This is a genomic window from Gilvimarinus polysaccharolyticus (assembly GCF_001187555.1).
Lineage (GTDB): Bacteria > Pseudomonadota > Gammaproteobacteria > Pseudomonadales > Cellvibrionaceae > Gilvimarinus > Gilvimarinus polysaccharolyticus.
The window spans coordinates 994817-1019182 of the sequence record NZ_LFIJ01000001.1; the positions used below are offsets into that span (position 1 = coordinate 994817).

General features: G+C 49.9%; 18 protein-coding genes and 1 tRNA gene. 8 read left to right on the forward strand and 11 right to left on the reverse strand.

What is annotated here, in order from left to right; all coding sequences use genetic code 11:
* Positions 1-30: 30 nt before the first annotated feature.
* Together GILYN3_RS04140 and GILYN3_RS04145 are read right to left on the reverse strand one after the other, a co-directional pair.
* Complete coding sequence (locus GILYN3_RS04140) at positions 31-534, reverse strand: DUF934 domain-containing protein (protein ID WP_049721681.1); 504 nt, start codon at positions 532-534, stop codon at positions 31-33.
* Complete coding sequence (locus GILYN3_RS04145; protein ID WP_049721682.1) at positions 518-2182, reverse strand: nitrite/sulfite reductase; 1665 nt, start codon at positions 2180-2182, stop codon at positions 518-520. Before GILYN3_RS04145 ends, GILYN3_RS04140 begins: the two co-directional genes overlap by 17 nt.
* 721 nt (positions 2183-2903) lie before the next feature.
* Here GILYN3_RS04145 and GILYN3_RS04150 point away from each other — a divergent pair.
* The gene (locus tag GILYN3_RS04150; protein ID WP_049721683.1) at positions 2904-3368 is read left to right on the forward strand and encodes a MarR family winged helix-turn-helix transcriptional regulator; all 465 of its coding nucleotides are present in this window, start codon (positions 2904-2906) and stop codon (positions 3366-3368) included.
* A gap of 119 nt (positions 3369-3487) precedes the next feature.
* Here the strand turns inward: GILYN3_RS04150 and GILYN3_RS04155 are convergent, their stop codons facing one another.
* A complete protein-coding gene (locus GILYN3_RS04155; protein ID WP_049722553.1) occupies positions 3488-3715 on the reverse strand; it encodes a DUF2970 domain-containing protein in 228 nt (75 codons plus the stop codon).
* Between the two features lie 75 nt (positions 3716-3790).
* Between GILYN3_RS04155 and GILYN3_RS04160 the strand changes: the two genes are divergently transcribed.
* The 3 genes from GILYN3_RS04160 to nfuA all read left to right on the forward strand — a co-directional run bounded on the left by GILYN3_RS04160 (position 3791) and on the right by nfuA (position 6061).
* The gene (locus GILYN3_RS04160) at positions 3791-4465 is read left to right on the forward strand and encodes an RluA family pseudouridine synthase (RefSeq protein ID WP_049721684.1); all 675 of its coding nucleotides are present in this window, start codon (positions 3791-3793) and stop codon (positions 4463-4465) included.
* A gap of 40 nt (positions 4466-4505) precedes the next feature.
* Positions 4506-5333, forward strand: coding sequence for an ion transporter (locus GILYN3_RS04165; RefSeq protein ID WP_084005088.1), 828 nt, complete (start codon positions 4506-4508; stop codon positions 5331-5333).
* Positions 5334-5473: 140 nt separating this feature from the next.
* Positions 5474-6061 carry a Fe-S biogenesis protein NfuA gene (gene nfuA, locus GILYN3_RS04170; RefSeq protein WP_049721685.1) on the forward strand — a complete coding sequence of 196 codons (588 nt, stop codon included), beginning with the start codon at positions 5474-5476 and terminating at the stop codon, positions 6059-6061.
* 97 nt (positions 6062-6158) lie between these two features.
* Here nfuA and GILYN3_RS04175 read toward each other — a convergent pair whose 3' ends face one another.
* The 3 genes from GILYN3_RS04175 to GILYN3_RS04185 all read right to left on the reverse strand — a co-directional run bounded on the left by GILYN3_RS04175 (position 6159) and on the right by GILYN3_RS04185 (position 13609).
* Complete coding sequence (locus tag GILYN3_RS04175; protein WP_049721686.1) at positions 6159-7244, reverse strand: 3-deoxy-7-phosphoheptulonate synthase; 1086 nt, start codon at positions 7242-7244, stop codon at positions 6159-6161.
* A gap of 156 nt (positions 7245-7400) precedes the next feature.
* On the reverse strand, positions 7401-10898 hold the full coding sequence (locus tag GILYN3_RS04180; RefSeq protein ID WP_049721687.1) for a UvrD-helicase domain-containing protein: 3498 nt from the start codon (positions 10896-10898) through the stop codon (positions 7401-7403).
* Complete coding sequence (locus tag GILYN3_RS04185; protein WP_049721688.1) at positions 10895-13609, reverse strand: PD-(D/E)XK nuclease family protein; 2715 nt, start codon at positions 13607-13609, stop codon at positions 10895-10897. Before GILYN3_RS04185 ends, GILYN3_RS04180 begins: the two co-directional genes overlap by 4 nt.
* A gap of 186 nt (positions 13610-13795) precedes the next feature.
* Here GILYN3_RS04185 and GILYN3_RS04190 point away from each other — a divergent pair, with 186 nt between their 5' ends.
* Positions 13796-16798 carry an EAL domain-containing protein gene (locus tag GILYN3_RS04190; RefSeq protein ID WP_049721689.1) on the forward strand — a complete coding sequence of 1001 codons (3003 nt, stop codon included), beginning with the start codon at positions 13796-13798 and terminating at the stop codon, positions 16796-16798.
* A 20-nt stretch (positions 16799-16818) separates the two neighbouring features.
* Here GILYN3_RS04190 and murI read toward each other — a convergent pair whose 3' ends face one another.
* Positions 16819-17655, reverse strand: a complete 837-nt coding sequence (gene murI / locus GILYN3_RS04195; RefSeq protein WP_049721690.1) for a glutamate racemase — start codon at positions 17653-17655, stop codon at positions 16819-16821.
* The gene (locus tag GILYN3_RS04200; protein ID WP_157484852.1) at positions 17648-18121 is read right to left on the reverse strand and encodes a tetratricopeptide repeat protein; all 474 of its coding nucleotides are present in this window, start codon (positions 18119-18121) and stop codon (positions 17648-17650) included. The genes murI and GILYN3_RS04200 overlap by 8 nt, the downstream gene beginning before the upstream one ends.
* A 321-nt stretch (positions 18122-18442) precedes the next feature.
* Between GILYN3_RS04200 and rmuC the strand changes: the two genes are divergently transcribed.
* Together rmuC and GILYN3_RS04210 are read left to right on the forward strand one after the other, a co-directional pair.
* The gene (gene rmuC / locus GILYN3_RS04205) at positions 18443-19984 is read left to right on the forward strand and encodes a DNA recombination protein RmuC (protein ID WP_232305502.1); all 1542 of its coding nucleotides are present in this window, start codon (positions 18443-18445) and stop codon (positions 19982-19984) included.
* Entirely contained in the window at positions 19977-20444 is a 468-nt protein-coding gene (locus tag GILYN3_RS04210; protein WP_232305503.1) for a DUF2489 domain-containing protein, read from the forward strand. The genes rmuC and GILYN3_RS04210 overlap by 8 nt, the downstream gene beginning before the upstream one ends.
* Positions 20445-20467: 23 nt before the next feature.
* Here the strand turns inward: GILYN3_RS04210 and trmA are convergent, their stop codons facing one another.
* Genes trmA through GILYN3_RS04225 form a run of 3 tightly spaced genes read right to left on the reverse strand, consistent with a single transcriptional unit; the run spans position 20468 to position 23846 of the window.
* The gene (gene trmA / locus GILYN3_RS04215) at positions 20468-21559 is read right to left on the reverse strand and encodes a tRNA (uridine(54)-C5)-methyltransferase TrmA (protein ID WP_049721692.1); all 1092 of its coding nucleotides are present in this window, start codon (positions 21557-21559) and stop codon (positions 20468-20470) included.
* A 26-nt stretch (positions 21560-21585) separates the two neighbouring features.
* Positions 21586-22371 (reverse strand): hypothetical protein, encoded by a 786-nt coding sequence (locus tag GILYN3_RS04220; RefSeq protein ID WP_049721693.1) that lies wholly within the window; start codon positions 22369-22371, stop codon positions 21586-21588.
* Positions 22372-22406: 35 nt separating this feature from the next.
* Positions 22407-23846, reverse strand: a complete 1440-nt coding sequence (locus tag GILYN3_RS04225; RefSeq protein WP_049722556.1) for a two-component system sensor histidine kinase NtrB — start codon at positions 23844-23846, stop codon at positions 22407-22409.
* A 443-nt stretch (positions 23847-24289) separates the two neighbouring features.
* Here GILYN3_RS04225 and GILYN3_RS04230 point away from each other — a divergent pair.
* Positions 24290-24365, forward strand: a tRNA-Val gene (locus tag GILYN3_RS04230).
* Position 24366 lies beyond the last annotated feature (1 nt).

Genomic DNA, 24366 nt, shown 5'->3' on the forward strand with positions numbered 1-24366 from the left:
AGCGGGGCTTTTTTATGGCTGGATTGGCGCTTAAGGGTTGCGGCGCCTAAATAAAGGTATCGGCTGATTTACGCAGGCTTGATAGTATTCAGTAAAATCATTCAAAGATTTCACTTCCTCAGTCAGATCCAGCTCTGCATCTGCAAACTGAAACGCATTTACGCCACAGCGGCTAAGGTAGCACAGCTGGTCGCGCATAAAGTCGCCAATTGCGCGCAGCTCGCCGGTAAAGCCAAAACGCTCGCGCAAGAGCCGCGCTGTAGAAAAAGCGCGGCCGTCCATAAACGTGGGAAAGTTAACAGCAATGACGGGCAGGGTGTTTGCCTTCGCACCGATTTGCTCGGCGGCTTCGTCAGCATCAAGCCAAACGCCTATATCATCTCGTGCTTGTAGCTTATCTTGCTGGGCGAGCCAAACAGACAAAGGCACAATAAATTGACCGGCGGGCACATTGAGGCTCTCGTCGGCTTCTGGTTTTGGCAACACTTGCCATTGGTCGTCGACGATAACGCCGTCTTTAACTAGCTTTGGCATAGACGCGCTCCTTAAATGGCGTAAGACCGATACGGTTATAGGTGTCGATAAACAACTCTTCCTCATTGCGATGTTCGAGATAAGTGTCGACGACGTTTTGCACCACGCTGGGCATTTGCTCTGCACTAAAAGCGGGGCCTAATACTTTGGCCAGCGAGGCACTGTTGCCTGAGTTGCCACCCAGCATCACTTGATACCACTCCTCGCCTTTTTTATCGACGCCGAGCACACCAATATGACCTACATGGTGATGGCCGCAAGCGTTCATGCAACCAGAAATGTTGACGTCTAAATCGCCTAGGTCGTAAACGTAATCTAGATCGCTAAATTGACGCTGAATGGCCTCAGCGATGGGGATGGATTTAGCGTTGGCGAGCGAGCAAAAATCGCCGCCGGGGCAGCAGATAATGTCGGTTAATGTACCTATGTTGGGGGTTGCAAAGCCGGCTTTTTTGGCAGCTTGCCAAACGCTGAACAAATCTGATTTTTTAACGTCCGCGAGCACAATATTTTGCTCGTGAGTGGTGCGAACCTCAGAAAAACAATACTCATCGGCTAGCTCAGCAATGGTTTCTAACTGCGTGTCGGTGATATCGCCAGGCGCAATACCCGTGGGTTTTAGCGATAGAGTCACCGATGCGTAGCCAGGCACACGGTGTGCCCGGACATTGCGGGTAAGCCATTTGCCAAAGGCGATGTTGTCGGCCCTTAGAGTGTCTAGCTGTGTTTGCGCGGCGGCGTCGTCAATAGTCTCGTAGGCCGGCTCGGTAAAAAATGCTTTAGCGCGGGTTATGTCTTCTGGGCGCAGCGTGCTTGGCGAGTCTTTGATGTGTGCCCAGTCTTGCTCGACTGCTTCGGCAAATGCTTCGGGCGTCATGGCGCGCACTAAAATTTTAATGCGGGCTTTAAATTTGTTGTCGCGACGGCCGTGTAGGTTATATACCCGAATGATAGATTCTATGTAAGTCAGAATATGGGCTTCGGGTAAGAACTCACGAATAACACTGGCGATTACCGGGGTGCGGCCTAGACCGCCGCCCACCATAACTTTAAAACCAATCTCACCGGCCTCATTTTTAACCAGCTGTAAGCCAATATCATGGATGGCAATGGCGGCACGATCGCTGACAGAGCCTGAAATAGCAATTTTGAATTTGCGTGGCAAAAAGGCAAACTCGGGGTGAAATGACGCCCACTGACGGATGATCTCGCAGTAGGGGCGCGGGTCGATGATTTCATCGGGGGCAACACCGGCAAATTGATCGGAGGTAATGTTACGCACGCAGTTACCACTCGATTGGGTGCCGTGCATCTCAACCTCGGATAGCTCCTGCAAAATATCCGGCACACGCTCAAGCGCCGGCCAGTTAAATTGAATATTTTGGCGGGTGCTGACGTGGCAGTAGCCTTTGTCGTAATCGCGGGTGATGCGGGCTAGGCGACGCAGTTGCGTGGTGTTGAGCATGCCGTAAGGCACATTAATACGCAGCATCGGGGCTAGGCGCTGAACGTATAAACCGTTTTGCAGGCGTAGCGGCAGAAATTTTTGTTCTGATAACGAGCCTTCAAGATAGCGTCTTGTTTGATCCCTAAACTGGGCGACACGCTGCTTCAAAATGGTGTGATCATACTCGTCGTAAATATACATAAATCTGTTACCGTCTACTTTTGCCGTCTGCTTAATGAAAATAAAGAGAATATGAGGCCGACCCCCACATCTGGCAGGCGCGCAAGGATACACTAAAACCCCATTGGTCGCGAGATATAAGGCCCCGAGTGCGGCACATTACCAATTTGTTCTTGCCTTGCAAACGAATCATTCTGTCTAAGTTCAAGCCTTTTAGTTATAAAGCTTTGGGTTGCATGGTCGCGAAGTTTTAGGTATAAGAGGGTGTTAACGGTGGCGGTAAATATAAGAATCAGTGCCAACGCTTATCTCAAACATTTGGGTTGTGCTTCGTTAGAGGCTTATTTGATTGGACCGCTCGCCGTATATTAAACACAGCATATCTTTTTAAAAGGCGTTAATAAGCCACGAGGCTTAGGCCGTTTTTACTGGAGAATAACAATAATGAATGAACAAATCGAAATGCAGGAACAAGGTGATAGTGTTGCAGATGCCATTGCCGCCGTTTCACTGGTAGCCATATTTGTAGCAACTTGTATATTTTGGGTCAGCGGCCAATAGTATGGTGTAAGGCTGTCGTATTGGTGCCCTTATTGTAATGCACACAGTTGGTAGAGATTGATGGGTGGTCGTGTAGGCAGTTTTTGTTAGCTTGACGCACGGCCCACACAACCGCTGATGATTTAATGACCAGTTTACGCTGGTTGTTAGTGTTGCCGTTTTGAATTAATAAGGTAGGTCCATGACCCCGAGCTTTGAGCTACACGGCAGTTACACTTATTGGATTAGCCGCTTAGCGAGCTTGATGCGTGAGAGTTTTAATCATGCCCTTAAGGGGGCTGATGTTAGCTGGCCACAGTGGATGACTCTGAATTGTCTTTATCATCAGCAGGCTCATACCCCCGCGCAAATCGCCGAGTGCTTGGGGATTGATCGCTCTGCGATTACCCGATTGCTAGATCGCTTGGCTGAAAAGAACTTGATACTTCGGGTTCACGATGACGGTGACCGCCGCAGCGTACAAGTTACCTTGACAGAGCTTGGGGTATCGCAGATGGCCGCCATTGATGCGGCAGCCCGCGAACACCAAAATAGCTTTCTTAGTCACTTGCCTGCTACGGAGGTAAGGGCGTTTAAAGGCAATTTACAAAAATTGCTGCGCGCCGGCGGTGTCGACACCACCTCTCTGTGGCGTAGCTTAGATTGACGCCGTTTTCGGTCTTTAGTCTTAATCTCGCCATTGTGCGTAGGCGCGCACGTCTGCTGCCAAACATCTCACCCAGTACGATTCATTAATGTTTGACTGTTGCCTGGCGCTTTGCTGGTTTAGCTGGAGGCCAGTAAATGCTGCACCCAGAACACTAGTCCTGTAATAAAAAGCGCTGCAAATATTAACCCGGCGGCAATATAAATCAATAGGTTGTTACCGCTGAAGTCACGTTCGCGATTGCGGCTACTTTGTACGCCTACTGCAGCGGCCAATACGCTTATTACTATTTGGAAAAAATTTAATTTAGAGGCAGGCTTGTTGTTCTCGGTGTCTTTTATAGTCATAACGGGGCTCTTATTACCTTTGTTGCTTGCAACCCGTATACTACCTGCTTTTGCCATAAATCGGTCAACCAATGCATGAATAACTCCACGGATCATTTAGCGGTGCTACCTAAGTGCCACGAGCCTGTTGATATAATACGCGAGGATGAGGGGTTTGTGCTGGTGGCTAAACCGCCAGGCTTGCTTAGCGTGCCTGGACGCAACAGGGCAAATTACGATTGCGTGTTAGCACGTTTACAGCTGGAGTATCTTAATGCTTCGATGGTGCATCGGTTAGATTTTGACACCTCCGGTATTATGGTGGTGGCTCGTCATAAACGGGCCCACGCCGCCATTGCTAGGCAATTTGAACAGCGTGAAACTCGCAAAACCTACACGGCGGTAGTAGCGGGACGGTTGGATCAGGATTCTGGTGAGATTGCACTGCCTATCGCCCCCGATAAGCAGCAGCGACCCCGCTATAAGGTTTGTGAACTTACCGGGAAACCGTCTCTTACACGCTATAAATTACTGAACTATGATGCTGTGGCAAATGTTAGTCGGCTAGAGCTATACCCGGTAACTGGACGCTCGCATCAGCTTCGGGTTCACCTCAGCGCCATTGGTCACCCAATATTAGGTTGTCAGTTTTACGCCCCTGAAGCTATTCGCGATGCGGCTCCGCGCTTATTGTTGCATGCGACGGAGCTGCAGTTCATTAGTCCCGATGACGCGAGTAACGTATGTGGCCGGGTCGAATGTCCATTTTAGCTTTGGTGTTATTAATCTTTATGTCACAAAGAGCTTGAGCATGCTTCGTAAAACATGGCGTCACCGCGTACATGTCCAGTTGGAACCAACGGCCTGGGGGTACGGACTGTCGCCAGTTAATTGGGTGTTGTGCACGCTGATATTGTTATCGCTGTTAGGTGCAATACTCGAAACCGAGCCGCGTATTAGCGTAGGCCAAGAGCGGCTAATCCGAGAGCTCGAGCTGCTGTTTAGTTCGGTGTTTATGCTTGAGTATTTACTGCGGCTTTGGGTGTGTGTCGAAGATAGGCGTTATCAGCGTCCTATAATTGGCCGCTTGCGTTACCTAGTGACTCCGGCGGCACTGATTGATCTTGTGGCGGTGCTACCATTATTGCTAGGTTTTGTTGGGGCGCAATCGCTGATGTTACGTTTTATTCGATTGCTGCGGGTCGCACGGCTGGCTCAGTTCGGTAAGCTGTCTCGCTCGGTGCATTATTTGTTTGCCGCAATAGCGTCTCGTCGTTACGAGTTGTCGATCAGCGTTGTGTTGGCGGCGACTATGATTTTATTTGCCTCTATCATGCTTTATTTACTGGAGAAGGATGTTCAGCCCGAGGCTTTTGGTAGTATTCCGCGAGCTATGTGGTGGGCCATTATTACTTTTACCACGGTAGGTTATGGTGATGTTTACCCCATTACTCAGCTTGGGCGGGTATTTGCGGCTTTGTCGGCCTTGGCTAGTGTCGCTATGGTGGCAATGCCCACAGGTATTATGGCAGCGGCATTTAGTGATGCTATGCAACGCGGTCGCCATGAGCTGGACGATAGCGCGGGGCAATCTCGAACTTACTTAGATAAAGTCCCTAAGAAACATAAAGATAGCTAGTTATATTCTAGTGAATTCTAGCTGTAGCTCGAGCGCGCAGATAAAAATCGATGCCCGTGGGTGTTTTTCTTTATGCTGGAGATGGGGTAAAATACCCGAGTAAATCAATCAGGTATATCAAAGGGGTAGTACGCACCAATATGGCCAATGTAGAAATTACCGAATCCGCACAAACCTACCTCAAAGAGTTGCTCGACAAACAAGAAGATAATGCTGATATAGGCATTAGAATGTTTGTGGCTAACCCCGGCACCGCGCAGGCAGAAACTTGTATTGCCTATTGTCGTCCTGGCGAGGTGAAGGAGGGGGACGTAACGCTCGCACTGGAAGCCTTTACAGCCTACTTTGAAGAGCGCAGCTTACCCTATTTAAAAGACGCCAAAGTCGATTATGCCGCCGACCGTATGGGTGGCCAGTTAACGATCCGTGCGCCTAATTCAAAAATGCCTCAAGTTAATGACGATAGCCCGCTAGAAGACCGTATTAATTACGTGCTATTTAACGAGGTAAATCCAGGCTTGGCGGCTCACGGTGGTGAGGTTAGTTTGGTAGAAATTACCGATGACGGCTTTGCTATCTTGCGTTTTGGCGGTGGCTGCCAAGGTTGCAGTGCCGTTGATATGACTCTGAAAAATGGTGTTGAAGTCGCGTTAATGGCAAAACTCCCTGAGCTTAAAGGGATTCGTGACATTACCGACCACACGGATCGCACCCAAGCTTATTATTGATTGGTGTCATCCTAAAAAAAGCCCCGCATTGCGGGGCTTTTTTTAGGGCTTTACGTTTTAGGGGCGCAAAAGCGAGCCGTCAGGTAATTGCCAGTTTTTAGCTGTTGCGCTTGCTCAGTATAGGCTTGATTTTATCGCGCATAGCGTGCAAGGCTTTTACCGTGCTGTCCCAATCAATACAGGCATCGGTTACCGATACACCGTATTGGAGCTGGCTTAAATCTTCGGGAATGCTTTGGTTTCCCTCGCCAATGTTGCTTTCGATCATTAGCCCGATAATAGATTTATTACCCTCAACGATCTGGTTGGCAACATTCTCCATTACCAGAGGCTGTAGGTTGTGATCTTTGTTGGAGTTGGCGTGGCTGCAGTCGACCATAATGTTAGGTGTGATTTTGGCTTTGTTGAGCTCGCCTTCACACATAGCAACGCTAACTGAATCGTAATTAGGCTTGCCGTTACCGCCGCGTAATACTACGTGGCCATAAGGGTTGCCGCGAGTACGGATAATAGAAACCTGACCCTCGGTGTTAATGCCCAAAAAGCGGTGCGGTTTAGAGACCGACTGCAATGCATTAATGGCAACGGTTAAGCCGCCATCAGTGCCATTTTTAAAACCTACCGCCGACGACAGGCCGCTGGCCATTTCTCGGTGAGTTTGCGACTCAGTGGTGCGTGCGCCAATGGCTGACCAGCTTATTAAGTCGTGCAGATACTGAGGTGAAATCGGATCGAGTGCCTCGGTTGCCGTGGGTAGACCCAGTTCGGCAATGTCCAGCAATAATCTGCGACCGATGTGCAAACCTTCTTGAATCTTAAAAGAATCGTTGAGGTAAGGGTCGTTGATCAGTCCTTTCCAGCCTACAGTGGTGCGAGGTTTTTCAAAATACACGCGCATAACCACATAAATGCTGTCGCTCACTTCATCGGCCAACGTTTTTAATCGAGCGGCATAATCTTTGGCCGCTTCTACGTCATGGATAGAGCAGGGGCCGATGACCACAAAGATACGCGGATCTTTACGGTCGAGAATATTGCGAATAGTGTCGCGGCCTTCGGTAATCGCTTGCCGGGCCTTATCGCTTAAGGGCAGCTCGCGCTTAAGCTCGGCTGGCGAGATCAACAGCTCTTGCGAGACGACATTTAAATCGTCAACGGCAGCATCTTGTGTTGCATTAGACATCAGCGTTCCAGTCATTAATATGTGATGGTTAAGTAGGGCAGGTTACACCCTTTTTTTGATTAATAGTGATCAAGAGCGCCTATTGTACTGAAACTTCTCACCTTTTTGTGGATGTTGTGGATGTTTTTTGTTATTGCCTCGATAGAAAACCTAAATCTATGGTGTGTCACCGATAGGTATTTCGATAAGCTGTTGGTCGCTTGCCAAAAATGGGCAGTAAAGCGCCATCGTTAATGGCAGTGATTCTTCGTTAAATAGGTCGCGATAGCGCTCTAGCTGTTCGCGATACTCCGCTATCAGTGTTTCCTGAAATGCCTCTGTGCTTTGGCCGATTGCAGGCTCAGAGGTTTTGTAATCAATAATCCAGCGTCGATTATCGGCGATAAAGGTACGGTCGATAATTTGTTGCGCAAAACCTTTGCCGCGCGGACTGACATAGCCAGCTTCACTGGCGGCTTGTTGGTGCTGCGCCAAGACCCAGCGGCCAGTGGGGCTGTTGAGTGTATTGTTAATGGCGCGAGTAACGCGTCCAAGAGCCTCGGGTAAAGCATCACTGCCAACACCTTGATGCAGCAGTAGCAGCCGCCAGCGAGAGTTTTGCGCTTGGCTGTACGCACTGCTGTTATCGGGCAGTGGTTGTTTCGAGAGTGCGTCATAAATACTGTGAATAACCGTGCCAGTTAAGCGCGCCGTGGTATTGGCGCGGGTTTCTCGGCTGGGGATGTTGTCTTGCTCGGTGTGCTCGCGGCCGCGTAGATGTGCAAGCCGGGTATTATCTTGCGCGTTAGGGAGCTGCCAATCACCAGCTAAGCGACGAATAAAACCTGGCTCTATTGAGGTTGTCACAGAGTCCGCAGTGACGTTGCTTAGCAATTCATCGGCACTGCGGGCCGCCTGTGCCACCTGTGGCCAAATGTGCTGCAACATACCGCCTGGGGTGGTTTCCGCTAGGCTTTTATCAGATTTTCGGCTACTACAGCCCAATAAGTACAGTCGTTCTATCGCGCGGGTGCAGCCCACGTACAGCAGTCGTGTTGCCTCGTAGTTGTCTTGTTGGCGCTGTTCGTATTTTAAATGCTGGTACAGGGCACCGTGATTTTCCCCTGCGGGGGCCAGTGGGCCTAACAGCAGTTGTGGCTCGCCTGCTGCCGATAGGCGTTCACGCCATAATAATAAAGATTTGCCGTCTGATCGGGTGGGGCGATCCAGCCCCGGAATAATAACAGTGTCGAACTCCAAGCCTTTTGATTTGTGCAGCGTCATAATTTGCACCGGATTTTGCTCGTCACTAGCGCCAGTATCTGTGGCCATCGGTGCGGCAAATAAGCGATTAAGGCCTCGATCAAATCCGGCCCAGTCTTCGATGCCCGCGGCGCAGTCAAACTTGTCGATCAGTGTAAAAAATGCCTCGGCATCTTCGTGATCCGTGGCATTTAACAAGCCCGCCGGGCCGCCAAGCTCTGCCCATGCCCCCCACAGCCATTCGCGTAAACTTAAACGGCCGGCGTTATTTAATGTGGCCTTCATAATCGCGGCAACGCGCTCTAACCGGTGGCGCCCCGCAGCGCTTAGAGCGGTTAACGCCTGAGGGTTTTGTAACTGTTGCCAGATGAACGGCAACTCCATCGCATCGCGCGGACCGGGCTCGGAGTAAGGTGCGTGGGCGAGTGTATGTAGGTCGTGCAAGTCCAAGCCACACCAAGGTGCACGCAGCATTGCCAGCCAAGCAATTCTGTCATCGGGGCGCAGCAGTGCCCGAGTTAGCGAGGTTAAATCTCGTATCACCATTCGGCTTGCCAGTGAGTCGATAGAGTTTGCCTGATACGTAATGCCGGCGTTGCTCAACTCACTGATAATAAGCTGCAAATGGCTACGGCCGCGCCCTAACACGGCAATGCTACCATTTGGATTGCGTATCTTTGCTTGGCGTATCAGCTCAACCGCGGCGCGAGCCTCACATAGTCTGGCAAGCTCTGCACTGCGGGCACCGGGTTCATCTTGCTCGGCTTTAGGGGCAAAGGTGCTGATATAAACCTCGACCGCAGCATCAGGCTGGCAAGGCTTAAACGCACTAGAGGGGGTGTAGCTAACCGCGCCGCGGGAAATATCGTCAGCCGCTGGAAATGCAGATTGGAATGTGTCGTTAACCCAATTGACCACCCCGCCATAGGAGCGGAAATTCACCTCTAAATCCACAGCATTTAAGGCAACCTGACCGATACCCTCGTGCCGAGCTTGCAAAAAAAGGCCTACATTAGCGTTGCGAAATCCGTAGCACGATTGCATACCATCACCGACGATAAACAATGTGCGGCCGTCGTCGGTTTGCCAGCCAGCGGTGAGTTTTTCCAGTAAATGCAGTTGTGGCAGCGAAGTGTCTTGAAACTCGTCAACTAAAATATGTTTGATTTGATAATCCAGTTTAAGTGCTAGCTCGCTCGGATCATCACTGTCGCCCAGCGCTTGTAGTGCCGCTAAGGTGACTTGGGTGAAGTCTGTTGCGCCCAACTCGGCAAAACTTAGCCATAGTTGCGCCGCCAGCTGCGGCAATAATCGTGTCAGGCAGGCCAGCACTTGCCACTCGTCGTCTTGGTATTCAGTGGGCGGTAAGGTGTTCAGCTCGTTAATCAACTGCAACGCGTCTGGTGCCAGAGTCAGCTGCTCAATCAGCTCTTTAAAGCGCTCTTTAAGTGGTTTGCCGGCAGCTCCTGCAGGAATTCCTTGAGCGACGGTGACGGACTTGCGCCATTCGCCTTTGCCGGTTAATAAAAAATCGGCAAGCAAGCACCACTCGGCTAAAGCGCTTGGTTCGGCCGCCGGTAAAGCTTTAATGCCCGCTAGTGCGGCGAGCGGCGCATCGGGTTTGTGTTCGCTTAAATAGCTGGCGGCGCTGTCGAGTAATAAACACAGTTCGCTCGCGATGGGTTGTAATGTGCGCTGCAAACGCTGCAAATGCTCGCGGCATAACTGCGTTAAGGTCGCCTCTAAAAAGCGCCGTGCTTGCTCGCTGGAGGCCATAATAACTGGGCCGAGCCACTGTTCGCGTTTTTGCAGTAGGGCTACAAACAGTGCCTGCAAACTGTCGAGGTTATTATCGAGGTGACGGCAAAGGTGAATTAAATCGTCGCGGTAACTAACGTCTTGCTCGATTGATTGCAAAAATGTCTGAGCTGCTTCGCGGTAAGCTGTTTCGGCATCCTCTAATGTTGGTGGTATGGCGCCTAGCTCACTGTCAAAAGGCAGTTGTGAGGCAATCGAGCGGCACAGGCCGTCGATGGTTTGGACCCGCAATCTATTAGGGTTGTGTAGCACTTGCCAATTAAGTTGTTTATCGCGCTGCATTACCGCGCGAGCGCTGTGCCACAGTGCTCGCTCATGTTCAGATTCAGGCTCTATATCACTCTCGGCACGTTCAAGCGCGGCCAACAGGCGCTCTTGCATCTCGCTGGCGGCTTTATTGGTAAAGGTGATGGCCAAGACCTCTTCGGGCGCATCGACCGTGAGCAGTAATTTAAGAATACGGTGTGTCAGTAGCCCCGTTTTCCCCGAGCCGGCCGGCGCAGCGACAGCAAACGAGTGGCGCGGGTCAAGTGCTTGTTGGCGCACATGGGCATCGCGCGGTTCGTTAACGCTGGGGGTATTCGTTACGGTCATGGTAAGCATGCTCCTGAAGTCTGCAACCACTGGGAGATGTCTGTCAGCTCATCGGCGCGGGTGAGGCCCTCTAGCTCGCTGTCATAGGCGCGCGCACTTTTGTTGCGATAATCAACCACTGCCCAAGCGTCGCGAAACTCTTGGGCAAGTTCGGCCAGTCGCCGCTGCCAATCGTCTAATTGCTCGCGCCATTGCTCGTCGGGTAGGTCTTCTATACCGTCAATTCCGGTGGCGTGGCCAAGACCGGCAAAGCGCAGAGCGTTGGCATTTATTTGCGCAAAAGCGATAGCTTGAGCGCCACCTTCGGCGAGGGTGCAAGCGTATAAGGGCAGTTGAGGGTCGGTAAATTTATGGTTCTGCCAGTTAGCGGTATTTACTTGGCCGGTTTTGTAATCAATGATGAGTGGCCCATTGCCGCCTTCAAGCTGATCAATACGGTCGACCCTAACGCTTAACTCTAAACCTTCAAAGTTCAGTGTGTGTTGGGTTTCTATTTCTTGAATGACAAATGGCTCGCGAGTGCGCTCAAGCGCTAACCAGTCACCCAGCAGTTGTGTTAAACGCTCTGTTTCTAGCTGGCGGAACATCGCTCCGATTTCAGCGCCACGGCTTTTCCCTGTGTTGTTCACGGCGTTACTGCAGGCGCTTACCACGATAGCTTTCAGTGCGTCGTTAGTCAGTGTGGCTAGTGCAGCAGAATTTTGTAACTGCTGCCATACCTCGGCTAGCGCATCGTGCAGTACGTTACCGCGTTCGATAGCTGAAAACCCCAGGGTTGCTTCACTTGGGCTGCTGGCTCCTAAGCGATAGCGCACAAATGCGATAAACGGGCAGGTTGCTTGAGCTTTAAATAAGCCGGCACCGCCGCGTACTTTGGGATTGCTCAGCGCCGGGCCGTAGCGGCAGTCGACGGCCTCGAATTTGCCCGAGGCCGTCAGTAAGCGGTAGTACTCGGCACGCATAGATTCACCGGTAATGCCTAATGCCTGTGGCTCGATGGCGCTTAGCTCGGTAATTAAGCTGCTGGGCTTAAGTGGTTGGTCATCGGCATTGGCGCCATGACTAAACACTACTTGGGGGGCACAGTGCTTAAAGTTTTCGGTAAGACGCGCAGCGTAGGCCAGCTCGCGCTCGGCGCTGGCGTTGGGCATTTGCCAGTCACGCTGCAGGTTGATTGGCAAAAGTGGATTGGGCGCAGGAGCTGGGGGCCAGGCGCGGTGGTTCATTCCTAAGATCCAGCAGTGACTAAAACTTAGCCCAGATGCCTCAAGTGCTCCTAAAATCTGAATAGGTGAGTCGGGGGTTTGAGCTTGGAAATGCGTTTTGTCGGCGCTGCGACGCAGCAAGTCGGTCACCTCATATAAGCTAAAAAGAGGCTGTACTTGAGTCAGGCTTAGCAGTTCATTGTGCAGCTCGTACCACTGTTTAATTTGCTGAAACTCAATGCTGTCGAGTGCCCGAGTGCCGGGCCAGCCTAGCTGATCGAGGTAGCCCATGGCGCGCTCTAGCCAATGTGACAAGTTGTGTTTATGATGCCGCTCGCGCTCGATTTCGCTGGCGATTTGCAGTTGCCGTGATAACCCCGACTCCAGCTCAGGGTGCTTTTGTGTCAACTGCTCCAGTAGATAGCGCAGGTTGGCGATACTAAGCTTTTGCCTGCCAGTGTGACGGATGCGCTTGATCAGTGCCGCGCGCAATGCTCGCTCAGTGCTTGAATCACCCCAAAAATCATTGTTCAGTAATCGGCAAATACGCTCTATCGGCTGTGCCTGAAGTGCAAAAGCCAGCCAATCGAGCGCTGTACGAATGACTGCTGCGCTGCCTAGCGGTGTGCCACTGGAAAAGTTAAAAGGCGCTACAGTACGGGGTTTACCTGGTTGACAGGCCAGCGGCTCAAAGATTTCTTTAAAAATACGCTCTACCCGAGAGCGTTGTTGCCCTAAGTCGGGCACCACAATGCCGATTACGGCCTCGGGGGTTGCTGCAAGAATAGTGTCGGCCCAATGAGCGGCGGCGCGGACTTCAGCATCAAAATCGTTTAATGCGCATCGCACCGGTAAGGTTTGCTTATATAGTTGGCTGTTAACTTGGGTGGCGTTTGGCAGCGCGCCATCAAGTAAGCGTTGTGCCAGCGGTGTCAAATTGTCAAAACCATACAGTAAGGCATTGGTCTCGGGGGTAAGCTCGCCGCTGATGAAAGCCCGTAGTAGCAGAGTTTGAGCTTGTTCTGGGCTCACCAGCTGGCAGCGCGTTAGCGCTTGCCGATATTGTGCCAGCCAGCTTATAAACGTGCCGGCATTGGGGCGATGTTCACTCGCAGCCAGTAGCTCGGCATCTGGACAGCACCAGGCATCTAGGCTTTGACGGGCAGACTCGGCGGTACTGGCAAGCTCACGCTGACGCAGTAGACGGCCGGCATTACTGCCTGCTATTACTTGCTCCCACAGCGCTAGGCTTTGCCAGCTGTTGGCAATAGTGCCCTCAAGCTCGGTGTTGCCATTTAATAACAGAGCCTGCCACTGCTGCTCGATCCATTGGCGCAAACTAAGGATGCGCGGTTGCGGCCACACTTTAAGGCCTTGTTGTTGTGCTTTAAATTGATGAAAAGCACGTAGGATTTGATTGCGCTGGCGGTTGTTAGCGGTTAACACTAAAGTGTCGTGCTCTAGCGCTTCGCGAAGCGGTTCTATGTTAAATAGTACGGCCGCCATAACATCTCCTTGGGCTGGGTGGGCCGCAGCAGTTTACGTTGTCATAAGCCCGTCGGGCAAGCCGCTTGAGCTAGGCGTTGGTCGCGGGCATTAATCGTGTAAAATGACTTTTTTGATGCCAGTAGGTAAATCTCTAAAGGCGCCAAAGCAACAGCGATAACCCTATTGTTTCATCCAGGAGGTCTATTGAAACCTTTTATCCGCTCATTAAACGCAAAGCTTTTGCTGGTGGTTTTCGGCTTTGTCGTCCTTAGCGGGATTATAGGCGCTATTCGGGTGGGCTTTGGTGAAACCCAGCGGATTCAAGCTTTATACGACAATCGTTTACAGGCTCTCTCTACCCGTTATAACAGCTACCTTGAAAGTGAGTTAGACAGCCGTCTACAGGCACTGCAAGCGGCCCGGCAAGTGTTACAGGAAGATTTAGCTAAAGATTTCTCTGGCTCGTTAAATATTGCGAACTATCGTGACGTCGATGGTGCTTACCGGCTTTACTCTGCACGCTCCGCGGTTTTTGTTCCCCCCGATACCGAGGTGACGGATCTACTGAATCATCAAGTTGCTGCGAGCGGGAAAAGTTGGGATTACATTGCGCCGGTGTTAACCCACGCTTTCAGTGGGTTATATTTTATCAGTACCGAACGGGTATCACGGGCTTGGCCAAGTACTATTGTGAGCGCTCACCGGCCAGATCATGATGTGACCCAAGAGATATTTTTTACAACAGCGACCCCGGCAAATAATCCCGAGCGTGAGGCGCGTTGGACACCCATCTATTTTGATGTTTACAGCAAAGTTTGGATGACCTCTTTAGTGCTGCCGGTTTACATGGATGATGTGTTTGTCGGTGTCGTTGGGGGCGATATTAATGTCACTTATCTGCTTGAAAAGCTGGATGACCTCGATGCCGACGGCAATCAGATTGAGGCATTTATTTTTAATCGCCAAGCCGAGCTTATTTTGCACAGCAAATCGTCAACCCATGACGATGCAAATGCTGCTTATCCGGCTTTAAAAACCGACAGCCGTCAAGACCAAATTTTAGCTGAGTACATGCATAAAGTTGTCAATAATGACTTGCTGTTGGGCACTATATATCGTCAAAAAATTACCGGCGGCCAGTTGAATGTTGTGGCTAATCGCTTAACTCAAATGGATTGGATCATCAGTTTTTATTATCCGCAATCTGTTATTGCTAACGCCTTTCAGCAATCTATGTTGGCGGTGTACGCCAATATTATGATGTTGGCGGTGTTTTTGTTTGTTGTGTTGTTTTTTAGTATTCGGCGCCTTGTTACTTATCGTATTCGGGCGCTGGCAGACGCTACCGAAAAAATTGATAGAGATCGTTGGTATTTGAGCGTGCCTGAGGTTGGCTATGATGAAATAGGCCGGCTGGGTAGAAGTATCAATAATATGCTGGATCAAATTAGGCATTTGGTGCGAGGTCTCGACGATAAAATTGTTTTGCTGGATAAGGCTGGGGCTGAGTCGCGCAAGTTAATGAGCGCGATTGAAAACAGTGTTAGCTTAGTGGCCATTTTAAATAAAGACTGGCAGTTGGATTATGCCAATACGCAATATTGGCAAGTCACCGGTTACAACCTTGATGAGCACTGCGAGAAGTATCAAGCGTTGTTGTTGTCTCCGCAAAATACACAGCAAATCACTATCGAGAATATTAAAACCGAGATTCTGTCGGGCAAGCCTAGAGTGAAAGGTGAGGACACCGGGCAGTGGCAGGCTGAGTATTTAGCTGAAACAGGGCGTGGCGAACAGTTTTGGATAATACAAACGATCACCGCCATTATGGGGGACAACCAAGAACCCGAGTTCTATGTTTGTGTCGGCCAAGATATTTCTGATTTAAAAGCGCAGCAGCAAGAAGTTGAAAAGCTCGCTTACTACGATCATTTAACTGGCTTAGCTAATCGTACAGAGTTTAAGCGGCTGTTAGGCCGGGCGTTACAGCGCGGTCAGCGTGTTGGCAACAAAGTGGCGCTTTTCTATCTTGACTTGGATCACTTTAAACGCATAAACGATACTTTTGGTCATGAAGCTGGCGATCAGCTATTAACAGAAGTTTCGCGTCGCTTAAAAAGAGAGCTGCGTGATGATGATGTGGTTGCGCGTCTTGGTGGGGATGAGTTTGCGGTATTGCTCGATCAGGTCGAGAGTCCACAGTATGCTTATGTGGTTGCAAACAAAATTATCAACACACTCAATAAGCCTATTGAGCTGCAAGGTAAAGAGGTGGTGGTTGGCGTTAGTATTGGTATTACCATGGCGCCCGATGACAGTAATCATATAGATAATCTGATGAAAAATGCGGACTTGGCTATGTATCAAGCTAAGTATAAAGGCCGCAATGCTTTTCAGTTTTACACCTCGGATATGAACCTTGCCGTAGAGCAGCGTTTAACCGTAGAGCGCGAAATGCGCGCGGCCCTTAAAAGTGGCCAGTTCGAACTTTATTACCAACCTGTTGTTGATTTGGTCACAGGTAAAATTGTGGCAGCCGAAGCCTTGGTTCGCTGGAATCACCCGACCCGAGGCCTAGTACTACCTGGGGAGTTTATTCCCGCAGCAGAAGATTCGGGCTTAATTGTACCTTTGGGTAAATGGGTGTTAAAAACGGCTTGTTATCAGGCCAAGCTTATTCAAAAGTCGATGCAGCGTAAGTTTAGTATGTCGGTTAATTTATCGGCGCGGCAGCTAAATGATACCAGCTTTTTAGATAACTTAGATCGAATACTTGAGGCGACCTCCTTACCCCCTGAAAGCTTAGTGCTTGAGGTTACTGAGAGCACGTTAATGGAAGATGCGGAAAATGTAATTCCTAGATTAGAAAAGTTACGCTTAAAAGGCTGTTCGCTGGCGATTGATGATTTTGGTACAGGTTATTCGTCTCTGAGTTATTTAAAGCGTTTACCGATCAATAGTTTAAAAGTAGATCGGAGTTTTGTTAAAGATTTACCCGATGATGAAGAAGATAGAGCGATTACATCGCTGATTGTTGCGATGGCTAACTCACTGCGTTATAGAGTGGTGGTAGAAGGCGTTGAGACCGATCAGCAGCACCGATTTTTAACCGAGTGCGGTTGTCATTTTGGCCAAGGTTACCTTTATAGTCGCCCATTGCCCGCTGATCAGTTGATGGCGTTATTGTTTGATGATGTCACCTATTAAGAGCTCATCATTGGTGATGGCTATGGCAAAATCCTACTGGATTTAAAGCCGAATAAAGCTAAGGTTGGCGCAAGCTCGACGATGTTTTGATCATCCCGAGTAAACCAAGCGTAGGTGGGCTGCTGGCTGCTGTAGCCCGCAGGCACGATACGCTGAGCCCAGTATTCAATACGTCGAGCAATCGCCGCGCCCGAATCTATTAAGTAAATGTCGCTGCCCACTACTTGTTGGATTTCAGCGGCAAGTAGTGGGAAGTGCGTACAAGCCAGCACTAAAGTGTCTAACTTATCTGGGCTAGGATTCGCTTTCCCGGCGGTTAAAAAGGGTTTTAAAATGGGCAGTAATTCATCGGTTGTGATTGGCAGTTGGCGCAGCTTACGCTCGGCTAACTCAACCAATGCCGATGAGCCTACACAGACCACTTGACAGTCGGCGGCAAACTCTTGGATGAGGCGTTTGGTGTAGCTGCGTTTAACTGTACCGGGTGTGGCAAGTAGACCGATATAGCGATTTTTACTGTTTAGAGCGGCAGGTTTAATGGCGGGAACAACGCCTACTACTGGTCGGCTAAAGTGGCGGCGCAAGCGTGGCAGTGCGAGGGTGCTAGCGGTGTTGCAAGCGATCACATAAATATCAACATCTTTTACCTGTTGGGTAAAAGATGTTAGTACGTGACAGGCGCGATCAATAACCTGACTGGCGGGTTTGTTGCCGTAAGGAAATCCGGCGTTATCCGATAAATAACTAAAGCGGCAGTGGGGCAGTTGTTGCCGCGCGGCTTGTAAAATACTTAACCCACCTACGCCCGAATCAAAAATAACAATGTGCGGCACCGCTTGCTGGCAAGGTTCAGTCATGAGGCAGTAAGTCTTCAATCGCTTTGCGGTAGCATTCAAGCTCTGTGGCAAAAAGGTTTTCGCCTTGGCTTTGATAGGCGTGGAACAGGCACTTACGCGCCTCGGCGTGCCGGCCTATTTGCCATAAACATTGCCCCAGTCGCAACTGCACAAAAGGACTTTGCTCGGCGGTAGGGCAACACAGCGCAGACTGCAGTGACTCTGCGCCTTGCTCGTATTGCCCAAGTCGGAAGTAGCTATCGCCAATAGCGGTTAACACCCAACCGGCCTCGATGTGTTGGGTTTGTGGCTTGGGGATTATTAGCCAAGCTTGATAGAATGAGCGCAGCGCGAGGCGATACTCGGCGCTATCGTACAATCGGTAACCATCGGCGCATAGGCGCCGTACCTGGCGGGTCAGCCCGCTGATTTCAGATGAGGGCTCCGAACAGTTATCGTTCGTTGTGTCGTCGTGTGAACGGCTCATGTGTAAGTACAGTACCTGCGTGCTGGCGATTGGATATAATTGGGTGCCGATATATTCATCGTACAGATTGCTCAATATACCTTATTCCACGTTAATTTTAATGTTGTTTGGCTTGGTAATTTATCCAATTAGTCGTTGATATGATAACTTGCCTGTTGCATTTTTGGCCTTTCGATCAGCTTAAGGCTTGTTGGTTAAAGCTTGCTCAATTGAGGGTGTATCAATTTTGCAGTATAGCGATGATTGACCTTATCGTTGAATTGAATAGGCTCCCAATGCTCAGACTGCGCCCGAGAGACGTTGTTTTAGCTGACACCTCATATGAGTAAAACACTAGTTATGTCCGATTTTTTGGCAAGTCCCCCAACATCGCTATTTGCGCTTGTTGTTGTGATAACGGCAGGTATTACTTTGTTGGTGGGCTATTTTGCATCGGTTCGTCCGCGCGCGCGGCGAGTGCGTGAGCTGGAAGAGCAGTGCGCTCAGTTAGACCATAGTACAGCTCTTGCCGAGAGCGAGTGGAATCACAAGCTTGCCGAGCGCGATCGGCAGCTGGCAAACCGTCAAGAGCTGCTGCAACAGTTGCAGCAGCGCAGTCTTTTGATGGAGCAAGCGCGCGATAACGCGCAAGTTGAGGCGGCTCGGCTGCAGGAGAGGCTGAGCCATTTTGAGCAGCAGAGTGAGCGGATCGAGCTACAAGAAGCGCGCATTATAGAGCTAAGTCAACAGCGCACAGAATTGCAAACGCTACTGGCAAGCGAGCGTGAATCACTGGCCGAACAGAGCCGCTTTTTAGAGCGCGCGAAGGTTGAGTTAAAACAAGAGTTTGAGCTTACCGCCAATAAACTGTTTGAGCGAAAAAGCGAACAGTTTAGTGTTGCCAGTCAAGGCCTGTTGGAGGGCACCTTAAGCCCCTTTAAGATTCAGTTACAGGAGTTTCGTAAAAAAGTTGAAGATGTATACGAAAAAGAAAATGCCGAGCGCAGCAGGCTATCGGGGCAGATTATCGAGCTGCAACGTCAGGCGCATAAAATTGGTGAAGATGCGGTTAATCTAGCCCAAGCACTCAAAGGTAATAATAAAACGCAAGGTGGTTGGGGGGAGATCGTTTTAGAGCGTCTGTTGGAGCAGTCTGGGTTGCAAAAAGGTCGTGAATACGACACGCAGGTGAGCTTGTTGGCCAATGATGGTAGCCGCCGAGTGCCTGATGTTATTGTGCATTTGCCCGAGGGTAAAGACATTGTGGTGGATTCCAAGGTGTCTTTAACCGATTACGAACGCTATTGTAATAGTGACAACGAGACAGAAAAGCAGCAGCATCTACAGCGCCATATACAGTCGCTACGAACCCATATAAAAGATCTAAGCGCAAAGGATTACGAGCGTTTGCCAGGTATTAAAGCGCTCGATTTTGTGTTTATTTTTATTCCCATAGAGGCGGCTTTTATGCTTGCTATGCAATGTGATGCCAACCTTTATAAAGAGGCTTACGAGCAAAATATTATTCTTGCGAGCCCATCGACACTGCTGGCTATTTTACGTACGGTGGAAAATGTTTGGCGCTATGAAAAGCAAAACAAAAATGCTGAGCGTATTGCTACCGAAGCCGGTGCCTTGCATGATCACTTTGTACGGCTGTTAGAGGCGCTAGAGACGGTTGGCTCGCAACTGACAAAAACTCAAGAAGCTTATCAGATGGTATACAAGCGCTTGGCCTCTGGCCGTGGAAACCTAATTAAGCGTGTCGATAATATCCGTAAGCTGGGCGCTAAAACCAAAAAAAATATCAATACCCCATTACTTAAGCATGCGGCCGATACGTATGCTGAATACGACGATCAAATCGAGGAACCTAATGAATAGCACATTGTTTGTAATGCTGATAACGCTGGCGATCTTAATTGTTGCCGTGTTAACCGCCGTTGCGGGTTATTATTTATGGCAATTATATCGCTTGCGGCAACTTCAAAAAACGCAGTTGGAGCAGGTAAAAGCCGAATCTGCTGCGCAGCGCCAACGTATTAATACCAGTATTCAAGTTATTGCCGGTTCGGTGGGGCGCGAGGATTTATCGTTTACTGAAGCGAGTATTCGGATATCAGTACTGCTGGACTCGCTATCGGTGGACGATAGCGTGCGAGAGGAGTATTCGGCATTTTATCAGTTGCGCGATGCGACCTCGCATATTCCTATTTTAGAGCAGTGGAAAAAGCTGCCTGTGGCCGAGCGCCGTAAGCTTGAAAAAGAGCGTCTTCGGCACGAGCAAACTTACAGTGCGTTCGTGTTAGCGGCAGCCGAGCGTATTCGCGGTAAAACGTTTTAATTATATTGATGCTAAAACGGCGCTTAAATGCGCCGCTTTAGAATAGCTCCGCATTCGATATGATGGGTGAACGGAAACTGATCAAACAATGCAAAGGCTGACACTTGGTGGGTCTTGGTGACTTCTTGTAAGTCTCGATGCAATGTCTCTGGGTTACAAGATACGTAGACAATTGTATCGTAGCGCTGAGTGATGGCCGTGGTGTGAGGGTCAAGGCCGGCGCGCGGCGGATCGACAAAAATAGTCGAGAAGTTAAAACTGTCTAGGTCAATGTCCTTGAGTCTTCGGAACTTGCGAACCTTGTCCATTGCTTGAGAGAAATCTTCGCTCGACATGCGCGCGATATCAATATTGTCGATGCCGTTTAGCTGCATGTTGTAACGCGCGGAATTAACCGATGATTTGGCAAGTTCGGTTGCCAAAACGCGGTTAAAATTATTAGCCAGTGGTAGGGTGAAATTACCATTGCCACAATACAGCTCGACTAAATCGCCGCCGCAATCGCGAGTATGGTTAACAGCCCAGCCGAGCATTTTCTCGCAAACTCGAGCGTTGGGTTGAGTAAAGCTACTCTCGATTTGTTGATAGCGGTATTGACGCTCGTTTACTTGCAAGGTTTCGGTGACAAAATCTTGTCCCAGCACTAATTTTTGCTTGCGGCTGCGGCCAATTAACGACACCCCCAGCCGTTCCCGTAGGGCTTCGGCCTTAGCCTGCCAGCTGTCATCGAGTTTTTTGTGGTAGATCAAGGTGATTAAGGCCTCACCCGATAAGGTCGTTAAAAACTCAACCTGAAACAGTTTACGTCGGATCAGCTCACAGGCATTAATCTCACTAAGCAGTACCGGCATCAACTGGCTAATGGTTTCGTGCGCCTGCGGGAAATTGTCGATGCGGTAGGGGGTTTTATATTCTCCCGGGCGGTACATGGCGTAGAACGATTCATCACCCTCGTGCCAAACCTTAAATTCGGCACGCATCCGAAACCCAGTGGGGGTCGAGCCGTAAACTTCAGGTTCGGGAATATTGCTATCAGCAAACAAGGTTTTAATACGTTGTGTTTTTTCTTGCAGCTGGTCTTGGTAAGCATCGAGGGTGAAACGTTGTTCGGTCATGCGGGCTCTCGGCAGCCCGAGAGCTATTAGCGCTCGGGTGGTTCGGTTAATAGGACACTACAAGCACCCCATTCACATTGGTGTAAACCGACCGGCACGGCGTCGCAGTATTGTGCATAGCGCTCGTGGGGCCAGTTGTTCTCAAGCGTGATTATACGCGATTGTGTCGGGCATTGGGCCCTTACTGATTCCACCAGCGATATATAGCTGCGTCCCGGCTTAGGCCAGTGTGCCCAACGCGTTAAAATATCAGCGACTCCGGTTTCCAGCTCGGCCAATGACTCGGCTTGTTGGCTCAGTGCTGAGCTTGTGCGTGGGTCAGACAGCTCTGCATAAGTGTCTGTTTCGATACGCATAAGCTCGCGATTACAAACGTACTTTTGACCGTTTGGGTTGCGCCCAGCTAAATTGAGCGATTCATTGGCGCTGATCGATAAGTCGTGTACATCAGCTATGGCTGTAAGCGAGTAGGGCAGTGCGTTTATGGTCACTTGGTCGGCTCGAGTGCTGTTTAACCAGCGCTCTGCCGCGGCCAGTAATTCTTGATTGGAAAACTGCCACGACTCTCTGACCGCTTCGGCATAAGAACCCGTTGGGCCACCTAGCGCGCTACAGTGGTTCATTATCGTCACATCGGTAACGGCGGCGGCTTGTATGTCGGTGGCAAACTGGCTAATGGCAGCGTTAGTCGGTGGTGGCAACTCGGTGGTTTGGCAGGCGCTAAGCCCCAGAGCCAACACTAATGGCGAGAGTAAAGTCTTTAATGGTCTGGTTTTTATGAACGCTACAGTATTGTTGCTATACACCATCATTTAAGTTTCCGTGAGGTAACGTCTTATAAAGAATATTAATGCAGCTCAGATACCTGTTTGCTAGAGTTTGGCGTATCTTGCTGCGCGGTGGTTTTAGGCAGTTTAATGGTAAAACGTGTGCCTTCTCCTTCGCTTGAGTCGACATCAATAGTCCCTTCATGATGCTCAGTAATAATAAAGTAGGATACCGAAAGGCCGAGGCCTGTGCCTTGACCAATTTCTTTTGTTGTGAAAAAGGGCTCAAAAATATGTCGTGCTACCTCGTCTGCTATACCTGGTCCGTTATCTGATACACGCACAATGGCGTATTTGTCAGACTGACTCACCTGTATGTTAATTAATGGAGCGTCGCGTTGAGACTCTGTCAGCGCTTGAGCGGCGTTGCGCACTAAGTTCAGTAATACCTGTTGAATTTCAGCGGCACAGCCGACTATCTTCTCGAGGGTTGGGTCAATGTCGAGCTCAATAGCCGGTAGGTTGACTCGCTCGGCAGCCAATAACTCGACCCCGTGGCGTACTACGTGGCCCAAGTCAAAAAGTTGTTGGCTGCGCGAACTGGTGCGAGAAAAGTCCAGCATATTGGTTACGATATCGGCAGATCGCTCTCCGGCCTCGCGAATATCCTCCAAAAACTGAGTGATATGTCGGTCGTCGAGGTAAGCGTTTAATTGCTGCAACGTTATTTGGTGTCGTTTAGCTGTGCTTTGATTGGTGGCCAATGTCGGCGAAATACGTCGATAGATATTTTGTATGCCGTGCAAGATGGTGCTTAACGGGTTGTTGATCTCGTGGGCCATACCGGCTGCCAGTTCGCCCAGCGATAACATTTTTTCATTTTGAATCATCATGTTCTCGACCCGCACTCGCAAGGTAACGTCATCGATCCGAATCACAGCGCCAATCGCCTGGGCTGCAATCAGCGGGTAAATGGTCAGATCGCTGTAGTGCAGTTCGCCGTCTATAGTGTCTTGGATGTTTTGGCTTAAGTAAGGCGCGCCAGCTTCGATGGTTTCGCTGATAATGTCGCCATCGACGGGGAGGGTAGGATAGATGTCGCCCAAGTGCTTGCCCAGTGCGGTTGCCGCGTCAATGCCTGTCTTGTCGGTAGCGGCAGCATTCCAGTGGGTGACAAAGCCTCGGTGTGTCACGCCAATAATCACCGATGGCATCGAATTGATAATACTATGGAGATATTCTTGGGTTTCACGCAACAATAGCTCGGTGGCTTCGTGCCGACCGATCTCCTGATACAGCTGGTCATTTGTGACATGTAGCGACTCTGTGCGGTCGCGGACTTTCGCCTCTAACTCTTTTTGTGATTGGCACAATGCAAGACGAGCTTGCTTGTTGGTCAGACGGCTGCGTTGTAAGCCGATAATCAATACCGATTGTAGCCCTAGCAAAATTACAATGATGACTAACAGCCAATTCTTTTCAGACAGTGACGTGGCGGCCAAGGCTGTGCTGTGCCACATAAGCCCGCTAGTTAACCAAGCGACAAGAGTGGTTGCTCGTAAGGGGGTGCCTAACCCTATTAATTTTGTACCGATAAAATTCATAAAGTAAAGGCTAAGAAAGGAGAATTGAATCGGCATGTTAGCTTGTATTTAAGCGATGAGGCAACCGCAGTAAAGCTGCACGAGTCGCCATTTGGTACGTAAAAAGCTTTCCGTTACTGTTGATTTAACCACCGCAAGAAATAAGTGTTCCATTAGGCGAGAGGGGCAATCTGGGGGAGCTTCCTGCGCCCAGCTTATTCATGCTTAACGTTAAAAACAGCTGGCGGGTGCATAAGAGATCGTCAAATCGTCCATATTTTATAAAAAGTGTATGCAATATAAGCACTTAGAGATGTTTTTATAAAAATAGTTTGACACCATCGTGCGATCCAGTAGAATGCCCAACTTCTGAACGACGCGGGTGGTTAGCTCAGCTGGGAGAGCATCGCCCTTACAAGGCGAGGGTCACAGGTTCGATCCCTGTACCACCCACCAT